Source organism: Paenibacillus sp. RC67, from assembly GCF_030020805.1.
GTDB lineage: Bacteria > Bacillota > Bacilli > Paenibacillales > NBRC-103111 > Paenibacillus_S.
This window is the reverse complement of the sequence record NZ_CP125098.1, coordinates 1,850,908-1,870,663: the sequence shown is the minus strand read 5'-3', so window position 1 is coordinate 1,870,663 and position 19,756 is coordinate 1,850,908. Positions and strand designations below refer to the sequence as shown.

The window sequence follows — 19,756 nt, the reverse complement described above, 5'->3', positions numbered from 1 at the left end:
CCGAAAAAAAACGCCCGATTGAAGTCGGACGTTCGCGCTGCTACACAGTCTTGGTTGATTGTCATTTTGTCTGGTAGTATGCTAAATGAAAGAAGATTAACGGAGGGTCCTTCAATGCAGGAATATGCAAACGAATTCGCTGATATATGGCTGAAGCTTCCTTCCTCCCTGCAGCAAAAAGGCGGAATATGGATTGTCCGTGCCGGACGAAATGAGGCCAAGCCCAACTACCGGATAGGACCCAAAATCATTGAATGCCACAGCCTCCATTTCATTCTAGAGGGAGAACTAACGCTGGAATACGACGAGAAGCAAGTCTTCTTGAAGAAAGGCGACCTCTTCTGTCTGTTTCCTTACACCTCATACATGTACAGCAGGCGTTCCAACTCAGTTCCTCTTCGAATGGTATGGCTCGCCTTAGAAGGCGATCAAGTATCGGAGGCTATTCACCGGCTATCTATCACCAAAGCTGCACCCTACTTGGAAAAAATCGTTGATGCGAAGGTCAAAGGAATCCTGCATCGCATCCTTAGCCTGCAAACTCAGTCTTCTACCAAAGAACTCACAGAGCTAACCGAGCTGTACCGACTGTTAGACAGACTTACGCAGCTCAATGCCGTTCCAATCGTTCAGACAGATCAAGAGTGGTTTGACAAAAGCATCGAATATTTACAGCTTCACTACACCGAGCATTTGAAGATCGAAGAGCTAGCGCGATTCGCGGGAGTGAACCGGACCTACTACTCCACTCAATTCACCAAGAGAATCGGCATCTCCCCCATGCAGTATTTACAAAAGCTGCGAATGGACAAAGGGGCCCAGCTGCTTCGTGTTACGTCGCTAGCCGTTACGGAAATTGCGCTTACGCTTGGCTACCCGGACCTGTATTCGTTTACGAGAGCTTTTAAAAATTACTACGGTATATCCCCAAGCGTTTATCGGGAGAGCCCTATCGGTACGCCGACAGCTCAATCTTAAGCTTGGGCAATACGCGGCATTGGAAGCGATTCTTTGCCAAGCTCTGCCCAAGCGTACTGAAGCAGCAGCTCGCTCTTCAGCTGTGCAAACCGCGGATCGTCCCACCGGTTGTACAGCTCCTGCGGGTCTTCAATCAAATCAAAAATTTCTCCGTAGGTTTGGTTATAATAGATCGTGATTTTGTATCTCTCCGTCACCAAAGTTTTCTGGTGAATAGTGGTCGGCTCATGATGAAATTCGCACAGCACGTGATCTCGCGCGGCACTTAATTCTCCAAGCCAGACGGCGCTTTGATCGACTCCGGTCATTGCATGAGGAACTGGAATGCCACAGAAGGCAAGGAAAGTCGGCGCCAAATCGACCAAGGACTGCATAGCCGACGATGTGTGTCCTGCTGGCACCTTCCCAGGGTAACGAACGATGAACGGCAGCTTAATCAAATCCTCGTAATGGAAGCCACCCTTGAAGTGCATGCCGTGATGACCGAACATATGGCCGTGATCGGTCGTGAACACGACGATCGTATTGTCCGCCAGCCCCAGCACTTCAAGCTTATCGAGAATACTTCCAATATACTTGTCCATTAAGGAGACCATTCCGTAATATGTCGCCATGTTGCGCCGCTGCTCCTGCTCGTTGTACCGTTGATGCGAGTGGTAGCCGTGAATGTCGAAACCTGACTCCTTCCACGCAGAGAAATCTGCTTGCGCCTCCTGTGTCAGCTTAAAATGTGGAGGATTGTTGTCATGCTCTCCAGGCACCGCTTGAGGCAGCGTAAGCTTCTCCGGATCGTACATCTTATCCCACGGCTCCGGAACCAAATAATCCGGGTGAGGATCGAAGAAGCTCGCCCACAGGAAGAAGCTTTCGTCGCCCTCCTTATATTGCTCCAACAGGTTGTTCGTTCTGTCGGCTATCCATTTATCGTAATGATACTTCTCAGGAATGGGCCATGTATGCTGTATCGAGCGGTCCATATTGCCAGTCGGAGGCAGGAAATAATCGCGCCATTCCATACATCCCTGCTCTTCCATCCACAATGCATAATGCTGTCCCACATGTGCTTCATTCGTATGGTTACGTGCAAGCTCCACATGATCGAATCCGTAGAAGGTCTCTTTATATTCCCGCCAGTAATCGAGGTCCTGCAGGATAGGATACGCTTCTAAAGACGGAAATTCCTCCGTTCCCTTCAATGGTTGAAAGTGCGCCTTTCCCACCAAAGCCGTTCTGTACCCATGGGCCATTAAATCTTCCCCTACCGTGTGGCGATCCTCCAGCAGCTTAGTGCCGAGCGTCCACGCTCCATGCTGACTCGGATACATCCCCGTAACGATAGAGGCCCTTGTAGGCGTACAAGTGGGATTAGGGCAATACGCCCTTGTGAACATCGTTCCCTGAGCAGCGAGTCGATCCAGATTGGGGGTTTGAATTTCAGGATTATGTGCCCCAATCGTGTTCCAATGCTGCTGATCGCTTGTGATGAGCAAAATATTTGGTTTTTTCATCCGATAGCCTCTCTTCTGCTTGTTTTATTTCATCATACAGTTCGAAGATCGCTTGGAAAATGGCATTTCGTCGGATGATCCTATTGTCATTTTGTCTGCTCTTTTACACATATCAAAGAGACTCGCCATATCCCTCTCCAAAAGAGATTAGCGAGCCTCCCATAGTATCGTTCTGTTGAATGTCATTTTTGTTTTTTCTCCGTGGACTGTAAGCTAGCTTTACTGAGACATTCCCGGTAAGACAGTGCAATCCCGTTATCGTCATACCCACTCAAAACTCCGATGGCAGCGGATATGGCGAATGAACTCAGAGAATCCATGCTCATAGGCTGAGACAATCGGTCTACAAGCTCCTGAACCTCCGAATACTTCCTTGTCGTAATGATAACAAACTCATCCCCACCGTACCGGCAAACGTAATCCTGTTCGTGCGCTGCTTCCTTAAGCAGTACGGAAAATTGGATCAGCAGATCGTCCCCGACAGCATGTCCGAACTTTTTGTTCACGCTGCCGAAATCATTCAAATCGATAAACAACAAGTAGAACGCTGTCCCCTCGTTAGCCAGATAATCGTAAATATACTCTATGTATTTGGACCGGTACAAATGGGTCGATTGATCAATATAGCTTCCTATCGTGCTTCTGAGCCTTTCCCGGGTTATAATGCCTTTCATCTCATTGCCGTCCTTCACGATAAGACGCTCCACATGGTGCTGTTCCATTGCATACAGAGCATTTCCGATAAAGGCCGTCTCAGATATTACCAACGGATTATGTGTCATCGCGTCGGCAACAATCCGATTAGGGTGTGCAGAACGGATGTCCCGAGAAGTAATGATGCCTACGACTTCCTCTTCATCGACAACGACCAGCGACCCGATCTTTTGCTCATTCATCAGGTATGCAGCGTATCTCACGCTTTTGCCGGAAGAGATGCAGCATACTTTTTCCGACATGATCTGCCCCACCTTCACTGAAGTTCAACCTCCCGTTGAATGGATATCGTAATGTTCAACTCCGCCTTCAATACCATCTGCTCATTGATCAGCCTGTCGGCCTCTCCGAGTATGATCTCCAGAAGCATCTGTTTATCCAACATCTCAAGCAGTGATTTTCTTAATAAAACCGCTTCCACCTTGGGATGATCTACTTTAAGTATCGAGAATTGCTCTGGCGATAACGCTTCGGCCATTCTTCTCACGGCCTCCGGGCCTATAGGAGCCCCCCTGCCGATAATCAGCAAATCCTGCATAGGAGGCACTTCGAATTCGGTTAATTTCATCGATAAGCTTGCTCTGCGAGAGTAATTCAATTTATTGCTCATGGTAAACTCCCTTTACAAAATGGATTTGGCGAACATAAGATTTTCCAATGGCTGAGGCTTGGCAAATAAATAACCTTGACCATAAATGACGCCCAGCTGCTCAAGGATTTCAAATTGCCGCTCGTTCTCAATGCCCTCTACTATGAGTTTGGATTGTTCGCCGCAAAAATCGGCTAGCATTTTGATGACTTTCTGTTTGCCTCTTGAATGCTCTAATCCGTTAGTAAAATATTTGGACAATTTAATATAGTCTGGCTCAAAGTCTACCAATTGTTTTAAAGAAATGGCTCCTTCGCCAACGTCATCGAAAGCGATGAGAATAGCTTTTTTTGCAGCAGCTTTAATATATTTTGATCAAGCAATTCCTTCCATGTATCAAACTCTTCAATCGCTTCGTTAATTTCAAAGACGATGTCCAGTTCATGGTTCGTGCGCTGTTGAAGAAGCAAATCCAGAAAGGAAGTAAAATCTTGATGCAGCAGCGTGGACGGATATATGTTAACAAACAGCTGACTTTTCTTAGCCATAGTCATCATTGCATTGCACTGCTCTACCGCTCCCAGAACGGATTGCGTATCCAGGTCGAACAGTTTATCGTCTTGACGTGCCTTCTCAAACAACTGCTCGGGATTTCCTCTGTTGCTTCGAATCAGTGCTTCGAATCCCAGTACCTCTCTATTGTTCATATAGACAATAGGCTGATATACATGCGAGAACGAGTAACCGGATTTTAAGTCTTGCATTGTCAATATTCCTTTCTTCCTATTAAAGGTACTTCATAGAGCTGTACAATTGTATAATTTTACAAACACATTATTCAATTTTAAATGAATTCTCCCTGCAAATCTAGCTATTGTATACATTAATCGACAATAATTTTACAATTGTTAGGTCAGACCGCCCTAAAAAAGACAAAATCTTCTTTTTTTCGCTCTAGTTCCTATTACCTATTAAATATTGAAAAAGAATTATTCATTGACCAAGTTCGTATACACAAAAAAATAACAAGCCAAACGAGGTGACCGCTTGGCTTGCTGCTGCTAGATTTATATGCTGCGAAAGTTGTCGCTTCCTATGAGCCTTTGGGGAAGGCTACCAACCTCTCCCAATGGCTCTACCACGTGAATCGGACTATTTATCAATCCCTGCGATATTTGGTTTTATCCGCTTCCGTAATTTCTCGGATGACACGGCATGGGTTGCCCACGGCAATAACATTAGCGGGAATATCCTTGGTGACCACGCTTCCCGAGCCAATGACAGTGTTATCCCCGATCGTCACGCCTGGCAGAACTGTTACTCCACCACCGATCCAAACGTTGCTCCCAACAGTAATCGGGTAGGCGTATTCCAATCCCTGATTACGCTGCTCCACATCCAGCGGATGGCCCGCCGTGTAAAAGGCGCAATTTGGCGCGATAAACACATTGTCGCCGAAAGTAATTTTAGCCCCATCCAGCATGATACTGTTATGATTGATATAGAAATTATCACCAATCTCGATATTGTAGCCATAATCGCAAACAAAGGGCTGCTCGATAAGAAACTGCTCTGACGTTTTCCCGAGCAATTTTTTCAACAGTGCTGTCCTCTCCTCCATCTTCTGCGGATGCAGTTGATTGTATTCATAGCACATACTCTTGGCATAAAGACGCTCTTCTATTAAAGCCTTGTCGTTATTAGCATCGTACAGCAGTCCTTTTTGCGCTTTTTCTTTTTCAGTCATGATCATTTCTCCTTTTATGTAGGGATTTTGAGGAAATTGAATTTGATTGTATTATATCGCAAGTTGGTGCAGAGGGAAAAATGGGCAATGTTGACTTACCCTGGCCCATAATTGTATTCTTATGCTGCACCAAACAAGTCAAATAAAAAGGTGAATAAAGACATGTCTCCTCGTACTAAAGAACAAAATGAAGAAATTCGTCAACAGCGGAAACAAGAAATATTACAGGCGGCTCTTCGCGTTTATGTCGATAAAGGCTATGCAGCATCTGAAATGGGAGATATAGCGGATCAATCCGGTCTTGCCCATGGGCTGGTTTTTTATTATTTCAAAAACAAGAAAACTTTGTTCCGTGAACTATATGAATATATGATGGATGAGTCCGAACGATTTACGAAGTCCTATTTTGAGCATGAGAGTCCGGATTTGGATTTGTTTAAAAATTATACCCGGATCGTTTGTGAGCGTGTACTGGATAATCCGGCAATCCCTCGCTTTTATACGCGGATTAGCTTGGATTTGCATCACTTGTACTCCCCAGATGAATTTTCTCCGTTCGAATGGGTTAAAAGCTTTATGCAGCCTATGACTCAAGCCATTGAAAAAGGGATCAGACAAGGTGCCCTTCAACAAGGCGACGCTAGCCTGATGGCTGTGCAATTCTGGGGGTCTGTCTCTCAAGGGATGCATTATTTGGATCAAATGCGGCAAGAGCTTGTCACTCATGGAATCCCTGATGCAGAATTGAAGGAACAACTGAGAAAAGTTTTGGATCAAGTGGTAGGGTCGTCCGTTGCTTTATTTAAGCATCCATAAATTTTTTTGATTTTAATATTGACTTATAAATCAATCAAAAATATGATGTCATAAGGAGGGTGATATTATGTTATTGGAAATAGAGCAACAGGAGTTTAATTCATTAGGTAGTACTGAGCTTTTTATTAGGTGCACGGAACCGACCCTTGTGCAGATGCGAGTAAGTGACCCATCTGAAAAAATTCAGATTATGACCGAGCTTAACCGTAGTCAACAAGCTATGTTTATGTTCAGATTGTTGTATCCCGCACAAAATTCAGCAGTTGATTATTACTCTTGGTTATCGTACTTGATCGAGCAACCAGGTTACTGGTCTGGCGTTATCAGCGGTTTGCGATTCTTTAGTGAATATTCCTTGATCCAACTGCTGGAGGAATCGGAAACGATTCTTGAAGCTCATGATAAGGGAATTCAACCCGAACACAATACGGAGCTTCAAGCAAGTCTCCACCCTCTATTTGCAAGATTTCAAAGCCTCCTTCCAGAAAGCATTGAGAGGATTAGTGGGTATATCCGATCCAATCCGGAGGAATTTGTTCAATTAATAAACTAATGAATCCGTTTTTTAGAGTCTCACCATGGACTTAATAAACACTTCCGGAATTAATAGACAAATTGTCAATCATCTCAAGGGTTAGGGTTAGACCCGGAAACTTATATTTGTGGGCGATAAGAAACAAGCGGACCCTTGAAAATCATTCAGAGGTCCGCTTTTTTTATTGCATTATGAATAATCATTACGAGAACACAATCTCGATTTCCGTTAACGAGCGAATAAGATAATCCGCTTCTTCTCTTAATATGTCTTCGGACCCTTCATGTGTAACCAGACCTACCGCAATGCTTCCCGCATCTTTGGCCATACGCATATCCACGATGGAATCGCCTACAACAACCATACTCCCCGGATCGATACCCAACTGTTTGCAAGCTAATAAGACCATATCGGGGGACGGTTTGCCATTCTCAACTTTTTCAGGAGTTACGATAAAATCCAAAGCTCCATGCATGCCTAGTAGCTCCATACAAGCTTCTGTTCTTAACGAACTGTCCGAAGTCAGTATGCCCACTTCCATGTCAGCGCTCTTTAATTGCATAAGCAAATCCGGAACGCCGGGAGCAGGGGCAAAAGCCTGGCTGTAATCCAACTTCTTATCGGCTTCTATGAATAAATCTCTGGCTAATTTCTTGCATTGAAACCAGGGCCAGCCGTACAATTGGAACATGACACCGGCAACCAGTACGATTTCTTCCTCAGTCGTAGCCACAGCCAGCACACCATTATAGTTGATTGCATCGGGGTGGATGAAACCCATGATGGATTCCCAGGCTTTTTCATGGCCGGAACCGACGATGTTCAAAAACAGCTCTTTGCGGATCTGATCCATATATCTCCAATAGCTCAGTGCGTCGAATAACGTTCCATCCTTATCAAAACCGACCGCCTGAGCTTTAATTTTATGCGTTCCAATACGTAATTCCGTGACCTTCATACAATCACTGCCTCCTATCGTTGGATGACTGCTTTAAGAAATTCTTGAGTTCTGGCATTTTGCGGATGGGTAAAGATGGTCTCCGGTGAACCTTGCTCAATAATACGTCCTTCTGCCATTACAACAACACGATCGGCTACTTCCCGGGCAAAATTCATTTCGTGAGTCACTATAATCATCGTCATGCCTTCCTTTGCCAGTTCTTTCATGACGGATAAAACTTCACCGACCAGCTCAGGGTCCAAGGCGGAAGTAGGCTCATCGAACAGCATCACTTTAGGTTGCATCGCCAGTGCACGTGCAATGGCTATTCGCTGCTGCTGCCCGCCCGACAGCTGCTCCGGGTATCGGTCTTTTTTATCGAGAAGGCCTACCTTCATAAGAAGATTCTCGACGATTTCCTTTTCTTGCTTTCGATTTAATTTACGTACATGGCGGGGCCCTAAGGCAATATTATCAAAAACGGTTAAATGCGGAAACAAATTGAATGATTGGAAAACCATCCCCACTTCCGTTCCCATCCTCCTGATAGTCCGTTTCTTCCCTGTTGCCGGTAGCCCCTCTATAGTAATCTCCCCCGAATCGATAGATTCCAAATGGTTGATGCAACGAAGCATGGTGCTTTTACCGGAGCCGCTCGGACCGATGACAACCACAACTTCCCCTTGTTTCACTTGAAGGGATACATCGTGAAGAATTTTAAGCTGACCGAACGATTTGTTCAGATGTTGTAATGAAATCATTTAATGTAAATTCTCCTTTCCATCCAGGTTACAAACAAAGAGAGCGGATAACATAGGATAAAGTATACAAGAGATATGCACAGTAAAATTTCAAATGGTTTGCCAGAAATATTCATAATCGCCTTTCCCTGATTTAACAGTTCCACATAACCGACGACGGATGCTATAGATGTGTCCTTGATTAGTGTGATATAAAATCCGATTAATGGCGGCAGGGCTACCTTTAAAGTTTGAGGAAGTATGATTTTGGACATGAGGAGAAGATAGGAGAAACCAAGAGCCTTGGCTGCCTCGAACTGCCCCTTGGGGATTGATTCTATTCCGGCTCTGAATATTTCGGCAATATATGCGCCTGAGTACAAAGTAAATACGATTGTGGTCGCTTCGAATACATTAATATTTACTCCAACATAAGATAAACCGAAATAAAACATGAATAGCTGGATGAGAAGCGGCGAGCCACGAAACAGTTGAATATACGCTTCAAATGGGGCTTTTAACCACTTTGCCCCGCTAGTCTTAGCCATGCTTACTATCAATCCGGCTAGTGTACCCAAAACAATGGCTGTAATGGAAAGCTTGCAAGTTACTATAAATCCGTCCCATAAAAGATATCGGTACTCATAGATTACGCTCCAATCCATAGTTGTCACCTTACTTCACGTTTAATAGGAAATAATCGGCGATTTGCCCAATGCAATACCGTGGAAACTATAAAATACAGCACATAATAAATTCCGGTAACGAAAACAAATATCTCTAACGTCCTGAATGTCTGACCGTTCAATATTAAAGCTCGGTCGGTAAGTTCTTTAACGTCAAGAATTGCGAGCAAACTCGTATTGAAGATAACCATAATAAACTGATTCGCGGTGACTGGAAAAATATGCTTGCATGCTTGCGGGAAAATGACATATTTAAACATTTGCGTGTAGGTAAGCCCTAAAGCTTTACTTGCTTCCCATTGCCCTTTGGATATCGATTGAATACCGGCTCTTATAATCTCCGCCATATAAGCTGAATTGTTGATGGTCAAAGCTATAATGCCTGCTTCAATGGGCGTAAAATGGATGCCGAACTGGGGAAGACCGAAATAAATAAAAAAGACTTGGACAAGAGCGGGTGTGTTGCGAATTAACTCCACATACATCGTTGAAACGAAGTAGACAGGATAGATTTGTTTATTAAACCGACATACCGCCAAGATAACCCCGAGAACAAAAGACAAAGCAAAAACGAGAACGGTTAACCACAGGGTCATAACAGCTCCCCCCACCAAATAATCCAGGTTGCGGATGGGGACAGACCAATCGAATATCATCTGGTTTCCTCCTTACAATAAGAGGCCCGCCTTTTTGGGGCAGCAGGCCTCGCATTCATGCTTGGTTCTAGTACTGCGGGTTAAGCGGGTAAGGAGGATTAATACCGAACCACTTGGTATATATCGTTTTATTCGTTCCTTGATTATTAATTTGGAATACGAAGAAATTCAAGTAATTCAACCAGTCCTGGTCTCCTTTGCGGACAGCTATGCCTTGATAAAGCGTAGGCACAAGCGGATCGCCGACCACTTTTAGCTCGGAGTAAAGCTTGGCCTGGTAAGCAAGGAAGCTCTCGTCCTCAACGAACGCATCGGCTTGGCCATTTTTAACCGCGAGAACGCATTCCGCGGCATTCGAGAAATAGGCAAGCTGTGCTTTGGGAGCAAGCTCCGTAACGGCTTGATTGGTCGAACCCTTTACTACGGCAACCTTCTTATCGTTTAGATCCGGGACTTGATGAATCGAGCTCTCCTTCTTGACCAGCATTTTCTCACTGGCAGCAGAATAAGGCGCAGAAACATTGACCTTCTGCAATCGTTCGTAGGTACGCGAGAAACTGCCTATAACGGCATCTACTTTACCTGTTTCAAGAGCCGGAATTCGCGCAGACGAATCGACGTCGATGATCTCAAGCTCCGCATTAAGCGATTTTGCCAATTCCTTGGCAATGTCTACGTCATAGCCTTGAGGATTGCCTTGGTTGTCTTTAGAACCAAACGGCGGGTACGAGAGAATGACTCCTACCTTTAATTTTTTGGATTGAATAACCTTCGATAAAATGGAACTTTCTACGCTGTTGCTCGTATTGGCGGTTCCTGTGAAAGAGCACCCTGTGACTGCAAGGATTAGTGAAGACAAGACTATCCATATACCAATATGAAATTTTTTCATATAGAGCCCCTCACTTCCACCATGAAGATTTATAGAAGATTTCCGATACGAGGAATAAATTCATCGTCTTGCTGTTGTGAATCATAGAATACCATCTCACGAACTTCTTCCTTCGAAAGTGCGGCCAAACGCTCCTCGCTCAAGTCTACGCCTAAACCTGGCTTGTTCGGAACAACCATTTGTCCGTTACTGAAGGACAGGTTCTCTGTTAAAACATCGCTGTGATAGTAATCGTAGTGCGTATCGTTGGCAAATGGAAAGTTTCGGGACGAGGCTATCAGATGGACATTGGCCATGGTTGCAATACCTGTCTCAGCCCAAGTTCCCGTAACGCACCAAATTCCGTTTTCATTGGCCAAATCGACAATTTGCTTGGCTTTCAGCAAGCCCCCTGCCTCGGAAGGATACACAGTGAATGCAGCAACGGCACGTTGATCAATTAGTTTCATAGCGCTTTCAAAATCCGTGCAGGACTCATCCGCAGTGATGGGTACGGACACGGATTTGCTGACCTGCGCCAGACCCTCGATATCATAATACGGAGTAGGCTGCTCCACCAATTGCAAATCGTATTTCTCCATCTTATTAATTGCCTTGATAGCCGTGGACACACTCCAATTCTGATTGACATCAATTCTTAGCTTGACGTTCGGGCCGACAGCAGCACGAATTTCCTTTAATCTCGCCGTATCGAATTCGACATCGCGCCCTACCTTGATCTTGATTTCTTTGTACCCCTGCTGTACGATTTCCTCCGCGTCTTTGGCATTGGCGAGCGGCTCGTCAATAAACAAATAACCTGCAAAGTCAACGCGGCTGCGATACATCCCGCCCAGCAAGTTATATAATGGAGTTTGCAGTACCTTGGCTTTGAGATCCAGCAGGGCAATATCGATTCCCGCCAAAGCATACAGCCCCAATTGCTTCCAATTGAGCGTATATTCCTCTAATCGGTGAAGAATCCACTCGGTTCGCATCGGATCGCAGCCTATAAGGAAAGGCTTGAACTCCTTCTCAACAATGGTTTGAATCGTTGGTATGGTTGGCCCTACACATTCCCCGATACCGAATATTCCCTCGTCTGTAATTAGTTTAACGAGTAGAGCCGGAGCGCTTCTTCTTGTCCCTCCCGACCATTTCGCCGGTTTACGAAATGGAATCTGTACTTGTGTTGTCATTACGTCAATAATTTTCATGTTTCTACCTCCCGCATGGATTAGGGTTTATTTTGCGCCATAAGGCGCAGCGCCCCTATTATTTTCACGATGCATGTAAAAATATAGTAGGGAACGCCTATGAACGGATTGTACCATCGCGCTTTTTTAATTGTCAACAATGACATTAACAAAAACGTTATTTGTTATTTTGCCATAACCATGTATAATGATAAAAGAACATTATTAGCGCAGGAGGATATGTGATGAATGAATACGGCTTTACCGTCAAGAAAACCGATACACTAAGAAATCAAGTGTACAAAGACATAAAAAGCGCAATCATAAGAGGCAAAATTGAACCGGGTACACGACTGAGGGAAAATGACATTTCCAAGGAAATGGGCGTTAGCAGAGGACCGATTCGTGAAGCCATCTTACTGCTCGAAAGAGAAGGATTGCTGGTAACTCAAACTCATAAAGAAACCATGGTTGCCAAAGTGGAGAAAGACGAAGTAACGATGTTATTAAATCCTCTCAGAGTTCTTCTGGAATCTTTTTCTATTCAAAAAAATCCTCCCGCTTCTTGGTGAAGCCCACTTTACTCAACTTGAAAAAATTCTCAATGAGCTCTACCAGGCGTGCAGACAGAGAGAAATCGAAGTTATTGTTGAGAAGGACCTGGAATTCCATGAATACCTGGTCTCGCTCACAGGCGAGCCCTATCTTATTACTCTTTGGAAAAGCGTATCCTCCAGAATTGTGTTTCACTTTATGACGAACACACGGGAACAGCATCAGGCTGACAATTTCACAAAATTGATTAATGAACATAAAGAGCTGCTTGAGGCTATTAAGACAAAGAATTGGGAGCATATTGAACCCATTTTAAAAGAGCACATTTATTGATTTTTTCTGCCACAACGTTGGACTTATCTTTCCAAATTACAGGTACAACAGAGCGAAACTTATTGGATGTTCATAACTCCAAGGGTTTCGCTATTTGCCGTTTGCGTAGGGTTCCCGACAAATGAATGAATGTGTTAATTTTCAAAAAAATCGATACTTTAATTGTTGACAATAACAATAACGTTTACTATAATTCCATTTGTAAGCGTGGTCATTTATAATTTTTGAACCAAAACTACATTGGAGGTTGATTGAAATGAGCACCAAACTACCGACATTTTTTTACGAAAAGCTGACTTGGGAAGAAATTCAACAGGGCATTGATGAGAATAGGGTCATTCTGCTTCCCGTTGGTTCCACGGAGCAGCACGGCAGACATTTACCGATGGAGGTCGATAACTATTTGGCAAGAGAAGTTGCGATCGGTGCAGCCCATTTGGTTCCCGACGACGTGCTGGTCATGCCTAACATACCCTATGGATTTAATACGCATCATATGGACTTCCCCGGACAAATCACCATAACCGGCAAAACCTTCATCGAATATTGCTTATGTGTAACCAAAAGCCTGATCTATCACGGCTTTAAAAAAATCATTATTGTAGACGGCCATGGATCTAATATGCCGTTCCTTGATATCGTGGCAAGACAAACCAATATCGAATCCAAAGGAATGGCGCTCTGCACCGCTTTGATTCATACCAGTCTGGCGCTGGATGTGGCAGGTAAGATCAGGACGACTGAAAAAGGCGGGATGGGCCATGCCTGCGAATGGGAAACTTCGATGTACCTGCACCTAAACGAAAAAGAAGTCAGGTCGGAGAAAATCGAGGACGAATACGGCTTGCCTGAATCGGAGTTTCATTGGAACGAACTGCAGGCACCCTCCCCTATTCTGATGATGGAATGGTGGACTACCTTCTCCAAGTCCGGCGTATCCGGAACCGCGAGTGCCTCCACGAAGGAAAAAGGAAAAATACTGTATGACACGACAATCGAACGACTAGCCCGACTGGTTAAGGAATTTAAAGCACGCGAAATTAGACCGAGACACGACAATCATCCTCGTAAGCCCGACCTTGAACTTGATAATTTGCTTCATTTTTAGAAGACCGGTGAAATAATGAGCGGAGGTTCTATTTGAATCTGGAAAAGCGGCGGTGTTCGCCTTTGAAAACGGAATCTCTCCGGCAACACGATGAAGATAATCAAAAGATTCCGATTTCAACAGCGATTGGAAGATCAAATGGCCGCCGTAGTGAATTCACCACAATTTTAGTAAGAACGGTGATGTGCTAACGATCGGCTTGAAAAGGAGGGGCAGAAATGAAAGGATTGCACCGTAAATTCGTCTTATGGTCTGCATGCCTACTTTCGACGCTGCTAATAGTAAGCGGTTGCAGCAAGAATGCGGAACTTATGAAAGATACTCAACCTAATAATAAGATCACATTGCGCATTTTATCCGTAGAGCAGACGGAGAAGCCCGAAGGGCCGGCAGAAAGAGCGCTGGCTGATCAATACGAAGCCCAGCACCCGGATATCAAAATTGAATTTATAAGCGTTCCCTATAACGACCTGTACAAGAAGGTTACGGCTCTTGCTACAGGAGGAGATTTACCTGATGCTTTCTTCAATACACCTGAGTTTATGAGAAACTCCTATAAGATGAAGATAACAACCGACCTCACTCAACTGCTCGGCAAGGAATATATCGCAGCATTTTACCCTAACATGATCAACGAAGCCAGTGTTGATGAAAAACTGCAGTTTCTCCCCTGGTTCGCTACACCTCAAGCTTTAATATACAGGGGCGATTGGTTTGAAAAAGAAAGAATTGCCCCTCCGGAGACATGGGACGATTTTCTTCAAGCAGCCCAAAGATTTACCAAGGACACCAATGGTGACGGCACTGTCGATCAATGGGGCTTTGGGATGATAGGCACGCGAAACTCTTCGGGAGCTGCGCGGTTCATACCATTTTTACGTACTTTCGGGGTAGATGAAATAAAAAAAGATTCCAATGGAAAGTGGATTACGGAGCTTAACAAGCCGCAAGCCAAAGAAGCGTTTCAATTTTTTGCGGATCTTAACAATAAATACGGAGTTGTCCCGCCAGGTACATTAGAGAACGGATTCCCTGAAATAGCCAATCTTATGGCTAACAACAAGATTGCAATGACAATTAGCGGCCCAAATGCCATGGGTACGATCACAGCACAAAATCCCGATCTAAAAGGCAAGCTCTACAGCGCCCCCCTTCCTAAGAAGGAACGGCATTCCGCTACCTTTGGTTTATTCGGTTATTCGATCTCGGAAAGCAGTAAGCATAAAAATGAAACGGCCGATTTTTTAAAATTTCTTGTTACGAAGGAAAATTCTTTGAAGTTTAACGCTATAAGCGGCCGTCTGCCCACCCGAATGGAAGTCGGGAAAGATCAGCAGCTAGCCAGCCCGGATTATGCAGGGTTCGTTAAAGCGATTGAGTATGCATTCCCTACTCCTGATTTTGACTCTTATTCGCAATTTAACGATATTGTAACAGAAGCTTATCAGTTGATGATCAGTAAATCGGCAACAACAGATGAAGCCCTGGCCAAAGCGGCAGGTAGGGCAAATGAACTGATTTCCAAGCAAAAATAATTCAGGTCGAACTACAATCGGCGTTTGGAGGGGCGGACTGTCCCTTCCGAATGCTAGGAGGGCGTATGCAGGTGAAGGAGTTGTTCGAAAAAAAACAATGGAGCGGGTATGTATTTATTCTCCCCTCAGTTATCACTTTAATGCTGTTAGTGACCTACCCTCTTCTATACGGAATATACATCAGTTTTTTCAACACTAACTTATTAAACCAGTGGGATTTTGTCGGCTTCAGCCATTATGTGGAAATATTTAGAAACCTTGAGTTTGTCAATCGGATTGTTCTCACATTGAAATTTACAGTTGCGACAGTCGGCGGCCATGTCATCCTAGGGGTAGGGCTTGCCATTTTATTGAATAGGAAGCTTCCAGGGCAAACGCTTTTCCGGGCCATTCTTATTTTACCGTGGCTATTGCCTGAGGTTGTTGTGGGTTTGCTATGGAAATGGATTTTCAATCCGATGTATGGGCTGATTAACCATTACTTGATCAAGCTTCATATGATTTCGGAACCATTCTCTTGGCTGAGCAATATCTCCGTCGCTTATGGCGCTGTCGTTATCGTCTGTATTTGGAAGGGCTTCCCTATGCTGATGCTTATGGTGCTGGCTGGTTTGCAAACGATCTCTGAGGATTTATATGAAGCGTCTAAGATAGACGGCTGCTCCGGTGTTCAGTCCTTTCGCTACATTACAATCCCCAGTCTGGTTCCTGTGTTACTCGTCTCCCTTATTCTAGATACCGTATGGTGGTTTAAGCATTTCACCATCATCTGGCTGTTAACGCAAGGAGGACCGGCTAACGAGACGAATATCGTGAGCATTGATATTTATAAATCAGCGTTTGACTATTTTGAGTTCGGTAAGGCTGCAGCAATGGCGGTCATCGTCTTATTCGTCTGTTCTTTTATAGGCTATATATACAGGAGGATGCTCAACCGTGACAACGACTAGAGGCAAAAAGTTGCTCCTTGACCTTCTCAGTTACTTTATCCTGATCGTATCATCTTTAGTTGTGCTCGTACCTTCTCTATGGATGGTTTCCACTGCATTTAAACCGTCGGAACTTGTTATGTCCACACCCTTGAAATGGATACCGGACAAGATAACGTTTACCTCGTTCCTTAGAATATGGGAGGATTATCCATTCGGTGATTATTTCTTAAACAGCGTGTACATAGTCATCGCGGCTACCGTTATTTCACTGATTTTCTCCGCATTGGCAGGTTATGGAACTTCACGTTTTACTTTCCGCGGTAAAGGTTCGTTTCTTACCTTTCTACTAATGACTCAAATGTTTCCGTCCATTATGCTGTTGATTCCCTTTTACAAAGTATTAAAAGCATTCGGTTTAATCGATACTCATCTTGGGCTGATCCTTGTCTATATTTCATTTACGATACCGTTTTGCACGTGGATGATGATGGGTTACTTCCAAAGCATCCCCAAAGAGCTGGATAGTGCCGCCATGATTGACGGCTGCAGCAGACTGCGTACTTTCGTACAAATCATTCTTCCTCTGTGCCTGCCGGGATTATCGGCCACTGCGATTTATGCCTTCCTCGTAGGTTGGAATGAGTACATGTTCGCATTTATCTTAACTACTTCCGAGAACATGAAGACATTACCTGTCGGCATTGCTCAACTAAACGGATTTTATAAAATAGAATGGAACGATATGATGGCTGCGTCCCTTGTGTCGAGCTTGCCTTTAATTATTCTATTTCTCTTTTTGCAAAAATATTTTATTAGCAGTTTGACAGCGGGAGCCGTGAAATAAAGGAGTGTCTCGGGCCGGACCGGCTTGCCCGTCTCGAATAAGGTTTCTGTGATTCGCCAATTCACTCCCCGGCATCATACCTGTTTTACAGCATTTAAATGGAATTCATAAAATACAAAAAAACACCGGCATCGAGGGACTTCATCTTCCAAGTCCCTCGATGCCGCTTTACAGAGCCTTAATTCCTGATTACCGAGGCGGATACAAGCTGACCGTATGGGGCTCATCGTAAGCCTGAGCCCAATAATAGCCCGGCGAGGTAACGCGTCGCGGCTCGAAGCCGACCTGTCTTCCTGACGGAATCGTCTCTGAAGTGAGGGTGATCATCCCTTTCGCGTCGGTCCGGCCTCCCGTGTATTTGCCGCCTGCGAACTGAAAGCGGCCTTCGATCAAGGCGTTGGCCAGCGGCTGCCCTGTATTCTTATCCACCGCCTGCATCGTAACTGCGGCGAGGGAGCCTTTCATCGTAATGCTCATCCCTGTGAGCACCATCGGTTTCAAGGCGGTTGTCTTCGTCTTAACAAGTGCAGGCATGGAAGCCGGGCCGATGTTCCCCTTCATATCCCGTGCAGCTACTTTGTAATAATAGACGGTGTCCGGGAGTAAGCCGCTATCACGGAATGTAAGCGATCGGGACTCCCCCGCCATTTGGTCTGGACCAGGTGTAAACCAGGGCGTCATACCGCGGTAGATGACATACCGATCGATGTCCGTATTATCGCTTGCCATGCCGTACGAAAGCTCGGTCCGCTGGTAATCAACCGCTACAGCTTTCAAGAGGCCGTGTACGAGAGACGGCGCTTTCGTATCGGCAGGCGGCTGCCAAGAGACGCTGCCTGGTCCCCAATAGGACGGCAAGGCGCGAAGCGAATCATAATGATGCATGGCGATCCCGCCGAACGATGCTCTGCTGCCGTATACGGCGTAGACCTTATCCAGCTCTGCCTCCATGACGGTTCGCCCTTCCTCGCGGAACGTAATCGTCTCCGGGTCGCCGCTGTTCGCAATATCGAGGGTTTCCACTGCAATGATGACCGATTGCGGCTTGCCAATCGAGTCCGCATAATCGATCTCGCCCTGTGCTCCGGCGATGATTCCTGCCGATCCGTCCGCCGTATCACGGTAATCCATAATCGATATGTAGTCGGTTATATCTTGCACATGCTCCGACAGCCATTTGGCGCTGCCTTTCCAAACGATGTTTTGTGCCTGCGCGGACGAATCGAACCATTTGGGGATCGCCGGTCCGAAGGGGAGATTCAATCCGGACGCATTGCGGCGGTCTATCATTTTCTGCAGCATATCCAGATATTGAAGCTGCAAGGACGGATAGTCGTCTTTAAAATCCGGTGAAATATAAGGCTCGATATCGGCATTCACCCCGTCGAAACGTTCATTGGAGGCAGAGGCTATGTTGTAGTTCAACACTCGCTCCATTTCCCGCACGGCTTTGTCATGATAGATCGTATAAGCCCCCATATAGGGTGGCGTCGTTCCCCCGGAAATACAGGCATACACCTGATAACCCTGGCTATGCGCCCATGCAATGAAATTTCTCAGCTTGCCGGGATCGTCCGCCAGTATATCCATATCTGCCATTGGTCCGACCGCCAAGTACAGTGTAGTAACCGGATCCGAGCCGAAGGTTGCCGTGTCCTTGGCGAAGGCATTCAGAACCGTCCTTGAGCCCGGATTCAGCAGCAGCCGATAAGCTTCCGGCTCCCAAATCCACATCGCCCGGTCCTGTGGCTTCACCGTTACCTGCTCGTGCGTGCCTCGCCCCACCGTCGCGTAGGTCGTACCGCTGAAGCCAGTGCGGCCTCTCACATCCGTCACCTTAGCCTCTATACTGCTCGTTACGTCTCCTAGTCCCTTCGTGTTCCATGAATATATATACTGCTTCCCATGACGGATCGCATGCTGCCACGGCCCGCCGTTCACTCGTACCTGAACGCTTATTACTGGTACATCGCCATAAACCGCAACGGTGACTGGAACCGTTCCGCTCAAGGGGTTCCCTTCTATTGGGCTCTCAATGATAACCTGCGGAGCCGCTCCTCGGGAAGGATCGGCCTGCAGCTCTAGCGTTTGACTCCACACTCCGTAACGCGTCTGTACGTCCGACCCGCTGGCGCGAAGCCGGACGACACCGCTGTAATCCCGCGTGTCCAGCTCAAAGCGCCATGTTCCCGCATCATCAGCGTCCGGGTCATCCATCGTTACGCTGACCTGGGACTCTCCGTTGATGCTAAGCTTGATGTCGTACAGGCCTGTGTAGGTGCCGGTCAGCACCATTTTCGGCCATGTGAGGCTTCCGCCTGAAGCCGGCGAATCGATTGTGATGGCGGAAGCCGCCCAAGCCGAAGGAGGAGGAACTACTAAAGAAGAACTTATAACTAGGAATGACAGACATACGGCCAAAATAAAGCGGCTCCAGACGCTTATTCTGCTTACCATCTCGTTAGCCTCCTTG

Annotated in this window: 22 protein-coding genes; 9 read left to right on the top strand and 13 right to left on the bottom strand. The window is 45.7% G+C overall.

Going from position 1 to position 19,756, the window contains the following annotated elements; all coding sequences use genetic code 11:
- The first annotated feature begins 114 nt into the window (after nucleotides 1-114).
- Nucleotides 115-978, top strand: coding sequence for an AraC family transcriptional regulator (locus tag QMA13_RS08475; RefSeq protein WP_282940857.1), 864 nt, complete (start codon nucleotides 115-117; stop codon nucleotides 976-978).
- Here QMA13_RS08475 and QMA13_RS08470 read toward each other — a convergent pair.
- The 6 genes from QMA13_RS08470 to QMA13_RS08445 form a co-directional block, all read right to left on the bottom strand.
- Nucleotides 975-2,486, bottom strand: coding sequence for a sulfatase family protein (locus QMA13_RS08470; RefSeq protein ID WP_282940855.1), 1,512 nt, complete (start codon nucleotides 2,484-2,486; stop codon nucleotides 975-977). The two genes, QMA13_RS08475 and QMA13_RS08470, sit on opposite strands and share 4 nt — an antisense overlap.
- Nucleotides 2,487-2,668: 182 nt before the next feature.
- Complete coding sequence (locus QMA13_RS08465) at nucleotides 2,669-3,442, bottom strand: diguanylate cyclase domain-containing protein (protein WP_282940854.1); 774 nt, start codon at nucleotides 3,440-3,442, stop codon at nucleotides 2,669-2,671.
- Between the two features lie 14 nt (nucleotides 3,443-3,456).
- Complete coding sequence (locus tag QMA13_RS08460) at nucleotides 3,457-3,810, bottom strand: hypothetical protein (RefSeq protein ID WP_282940852.1); 354 nt, start codon at nucleotides 3,808-3,810, stop codon at nucleotides 3,457-3,459.
- Nucleotides 3,811-3,822: 12 nt separating this feature from the next.
- Entirely contained in the window at nucleotides 3,823-4,095 is a 273-nt protein-coding gene (locus QMA13_RS08455) for an EAL domain-containing protein (protein ID WP_282943340.1), read from the bottom strand.
- A complete protein-coding gene (locus QMA13_RS08450) occupies nucleotides 4,086-4,553 on the bottom strand; it encodes an EAL domain-containing protein (protein WP_282943338.1) in 468 nt (155 codons plus the stop codon). Before QMA13_RS08450 ends, QMA13_RS08455 begins: the two co-directional genes overlap by 10 nt.
- A 395-nt stretch (nucleotides 4,554-4,948) precedes the next feature.
- The gene (locus QMA13_RS08445) at nucleotides 4,949-5,536 is read right to left on the bottom strand and encodes a sugar O-acetyltransferase (protein WP_282940850.1); all 588 of its coding nucleotides are present in this window, start codon (nucleotides 5,534-5,536) and stop codon (nucleotides 4,949-4,951) included.
- A 162-nt stretch (nucleotides 5,537-5,698) separates the two neighbouring features.
- Here QMA13_RS08445 and QMA13_RS08440 point away from each other — a divergent pair, with 162 nt between their 5' ends.
- Entirely contained in the window at nucleotides 5,699-6,352 is a 654-nt protein-coding gene (locus QMA13_RS08440) for a TetR/AcrR family transcriptional regulator (protein WP_282940849.1), read from the top strand.
- Between the two features lie 67 nt (nucleotides 6,353-6,419).
- Entirely contained in the window at nucleotides 6,420-6,905 is a 486-nt protein-coding gene (locus QMA13_RS08435; protein ID WP_282940848.1) for a hypothetical protein, read from the top strand.
- A gap of 184 nt (nucleotides 6,906-7,089) precedes the next feature.
- Here QMA13_RS08435 and QMA13_RS08430 read toward each other — a convergent pair whose 3' ends face one another.
- The 6 genes from QMA13_RS08430 to QMA13_RS08405 all read right to left on the bottom strand — a co-directional run bounded on the left by QMA13_RS08430 (nucleotide 7,090) and on the right by QMA13_RS08405 (nucleotide 11,997).
- Complete coding sequence (locus tag QMA13_RS08430) at nucleotides 7,090-7,845, bottom strand: HAD family hydrolase (RefSeq protein WP_282940846.1); 756 nt, start codon at nucleotides 7,843-7,845, stop codon at nucleotides 7,090-7,092.
- A 14-nt stretch (nucleotides 7,846-7,859) separates the two neighbouring features.
- Nucleotides 7,860-8,588, bottom strand: coding sequence for an amino acid ABC transporter ATP-binding protein (locus QMA13_RS08425; RefSeq protein ID WP_282940845.1), 729 nt, complete (start codon nucleotides 8,586-8,588; stop codon nucleotides 7,860-7,862).
- Nucleotides 8,585-9,232 carry an amino acid ABC transporter permease gene (locus tag QMA13_RS08420; protein ID WP_282940843.1) on the bottom strand — a complete coding sequence of 216 codons (648 nt, stop codon included), beginning with the start codon at nucleotides 9,230-9,232 and terminating at the stop codon, nucleotides 8,585-8,587. Before QMA13_RS08420 ends, QMA13_RS08425 begins: the two co-directional genes overlap by 4 nt.
- A gap of 5 nt (nucleotides 9,233-9,237) precedes the next feature.
- Nucleotides 9,238-9,909 (bottom strand): amino acid ABC transporter permease, encoded by a 672-nt coding sequence (locus QMA13_RS08415; protein WP_282940841.1) that lies wholly within the window; start codon nucleotides 9,907-9,909, stop codon nucleotides 9,238-9,240.
- Nucleotides 9,910-9,976: 67 nt separating this feature from the next.
- Entirely contained in the window at nucleotides 9,977-10,801 is an 825-nt protein-coding gene (locus tag QMA13_RS08410) for a transporter substrate-binding domain-containing protein (protein ID WP_282940840.1), read from the bottom strand.
- A 29-nt stretch (nucleotides 10,802-10,830) separates the two neighbouring features.
- Nucleotides 10,831-11,997: a mandelate racemase/muconate lactonizing enzyme family protein gene (locus tag QMA13_RS08405; protein WP_282940838.1), complete on the bottom strand. Its 1,167-nt coding sequence runs from the start codon at nucleotides 11,995-11,997 to the stop codon at nucleotides 10,831-10,833.
- Between the two features lie 224 nt (nucleotides 11,998-12,221).
- Between QMA13_RS08405 and QMA13_RS08400 the strand changes: the two genes are divergently transcribed.
- The 6 genes from QMA13_RS08400 (at nucleotide 12,222) to QMA13_RS08375 (ending at nucleotide 17,283) form a co-directional block, all read left to right on the top strand.
- Nucleotides 12,222-12,548, top strand: coding sequence for a GntR family transcriptional regulator (locus QMA13_RS08400; RefSeq protein ID WP_282940836.1), 327 nt, complete (start codon nucleotides 12,222-12,224; stop codon nucleotides 12,546-12,548).
- On the top strand, nucleotides 12,487-12,864 hold the full coding sequence (locus QMA13_RS08395; protein WP_349254221.1) for an FCD domain-containing protein: 378 nt from the start codon (nucleotides 12,487-12,489) through the stop codon (nucleotides 12,862-12,864). Before QMA13_RS08400 ends, QMA13_RS08395 begins: the two co-directional genes overlap by 62 nt.
- 256 nt (nucleotides 12,865-13,120) lie before the next feature.
- Nucleotides 13,121-13,972: a creatininase family protein gene (locus tag QMA13_RS08390; RefSeq protein WP_282940834.1), complete on the top strand. Its 852-nt coding sequence runs from the start codon at nucleotides 13,121-13,123 to the stop codon at nucleotides 13,970-13,972.
- A 218-nt stretch (nucleotides 13,973-14,190) separates the two neighbouring features.
- The gene (locus QMA13_RS08385; protein WP_282940833.1) at nucleotides 14,191-15,507 is read left to right on the top strand and encodes an ABC transporter substrate-binding protein; all 1,317 of its coding nucleotides are present in this window, start codon (nucleotides 14,191-14,193) and stop codon (nucleotides 15,505-15,507) included.
- 71 nt (nucleotides 15,508-15,578) lie between these two features.
- Entirely contained in the window at nucleotides 15,579-16,457 is an 879-nt protein-coding gene (locus tag QMA13_RS08380) for a carbohydrate ABC transporter permease (protein WP_282940832.1), read from the top strand.
- Nucleotides 16,444-17,283 (top strand): carbohydrate ABC transporter permease, encoded by an 840-nt coding sequence (locus tag QMA13_RS08375; protein ID WP_282940831.1) that lies wholly within the window; start codon nucleotides 16,444-16,446, stop codon nucleotides 17,281-17,283. Before QMA13_RS08380 ends, QMA13_RS08375 begins: the two co-directional genes overlap by 14 nt.
- Before the next feature lie 189 nt (nucleotides 17,284-17,472).
- Here the strand turns inward: QMA13_RS08375 and QMA13_RS08370 are convergent, their stop codons facing one another.
- Complete coding sequence (locus QMA13_RS08370; RefSeq protein WP_282940830.1) at nucleotides 17,473-19,740, bottom strand: Ig-like domain-containing protein; 2,268 nt, start codon at nucleotides 19,738-19,740, stop codon at nucleotides 17,473-17,475.
- Nucleotides 19,741-19,756 lie beyond the last annotated feature (16 nt).

Coding starts and splice junctions, on each gene's coding strand:
- QMA13_RS08445 (WP_282940850.1), bottom strand. CDS start 5,536: ATGACTGAAAAAGAAAAAGCGCAAAAAGGACTGCTGTACGATGCTAAT.
- QMA13_RS08440 (WP_282940849.1), top strand. CDS start 5,699: ATGTCTCCTCGTACTAAAGAACAAAATGAAGAAATTCGTCAACAGCGG.
- QMA13_RS08475 (WP_282940857.1), top strand. CDS start 115: ATGCAGGAATATGCAAACGAATTCGCTGATATATGGCTGAAGCTTCCT.
- QMA13_RS08430 (WP_282940846.1), bottom strand. CDS start 7,845: ATGAAGGTCACGGAATTACGTATTGGAACGCATAAAATTAAAGCTCAG.
- QMA13_RS08405 (WP_282940838.1), bottom strand. CDS start 11,997: ATGAAAATTATTGACGTAATGACAACACAAGTACAGATTCCATTTCGT.
- QMA13_RS08390 (WP_282940834.1), top strand. CDS start 13,121: ATGAGCACCAAACTACCGACATTTTTTTACGAAAAGCTGACTTGGGAA.
- QMA13_RS08425 (WP_282940845.1), bottom strand. CDS start 8,588: ATGATTTCATTACAACATCTGAACAAATCGTTCGGTCAGCTTAAAATT.
- QMA13_RS08465 (WP_282940854.1), bottom strand. CDS start 3,442: ATGTCGGAAAAAGTATGCTGCATCTCTTCCGGCAAAAGCGTGAGATAC.
- QMA13_RS08415 (WP_282940841.1), bottom strand. CDS start 9,909: ATGATATTCGATTGGTCTGTCCCCATCCGCAACCTGGATTATTTGGTG.
- QMA13_RS08370 (WP_282940830.1), bottom strand. CDS start 19,740: ATGGTAAGCAGAATAAGCGTCTGGAGCCGCTTTATTTTGGCCGTATGT.
- QMA13_RS08450 (WP_282943338.1), bottom strand. CDS start 4,553: ATGCAAGACTTAAAATCCGGTTACTCGTTCTCGCATGTATATCAGCCT.
- QMA13_RS08410 (WP_282940840.1), bottom strand. CDS start 10,801: ATGAAAAAATTTCATATTGGTATATGGATAGTCTTGTCTTCACTAATC.
- QMA13_RS08435 (WP_282940848.1), top strand. CDS start 6,420: ATGTTATTGGAAATAGAGCAACAGGAGTTTAATTCATTAGGTAGTACT.
- QMA13_RS08420 (WP_282940843.1), bottom strand. CDS start 9,232: ATGGATTGGAGCGTAATCTATGAGTACCGATATCTTTTATGGGACGGA.
- QMA13_RS08460 (WP_282940852.1), bottom strand. CDS start 3,810: ATGAGCAATAAATTGAATTACTCTCGCAGAGCAAGCTTATCGATGAAA.
- QMA13_RS08385 (WP_282940833.1), top strand. CDS start 14,191: ATGAAAGGATTGCACCGTAAATTCGTCTTATGGTCTGCATGCCTACTT.
- QMA13_RS08400 (WP_282940836.1), top strand. CDS start 12,222: ATGAATGAATACGGCTTTACCGTCAAGAAAACCGATACACTAAGAAAT.
- QMA13_RS08470 (WP_282940855.1), bottom strand. CDS start 2,486: ATGAAAAAACCAAATATTTTGCTCATCACAAGCGATCAGCAGCATTGG.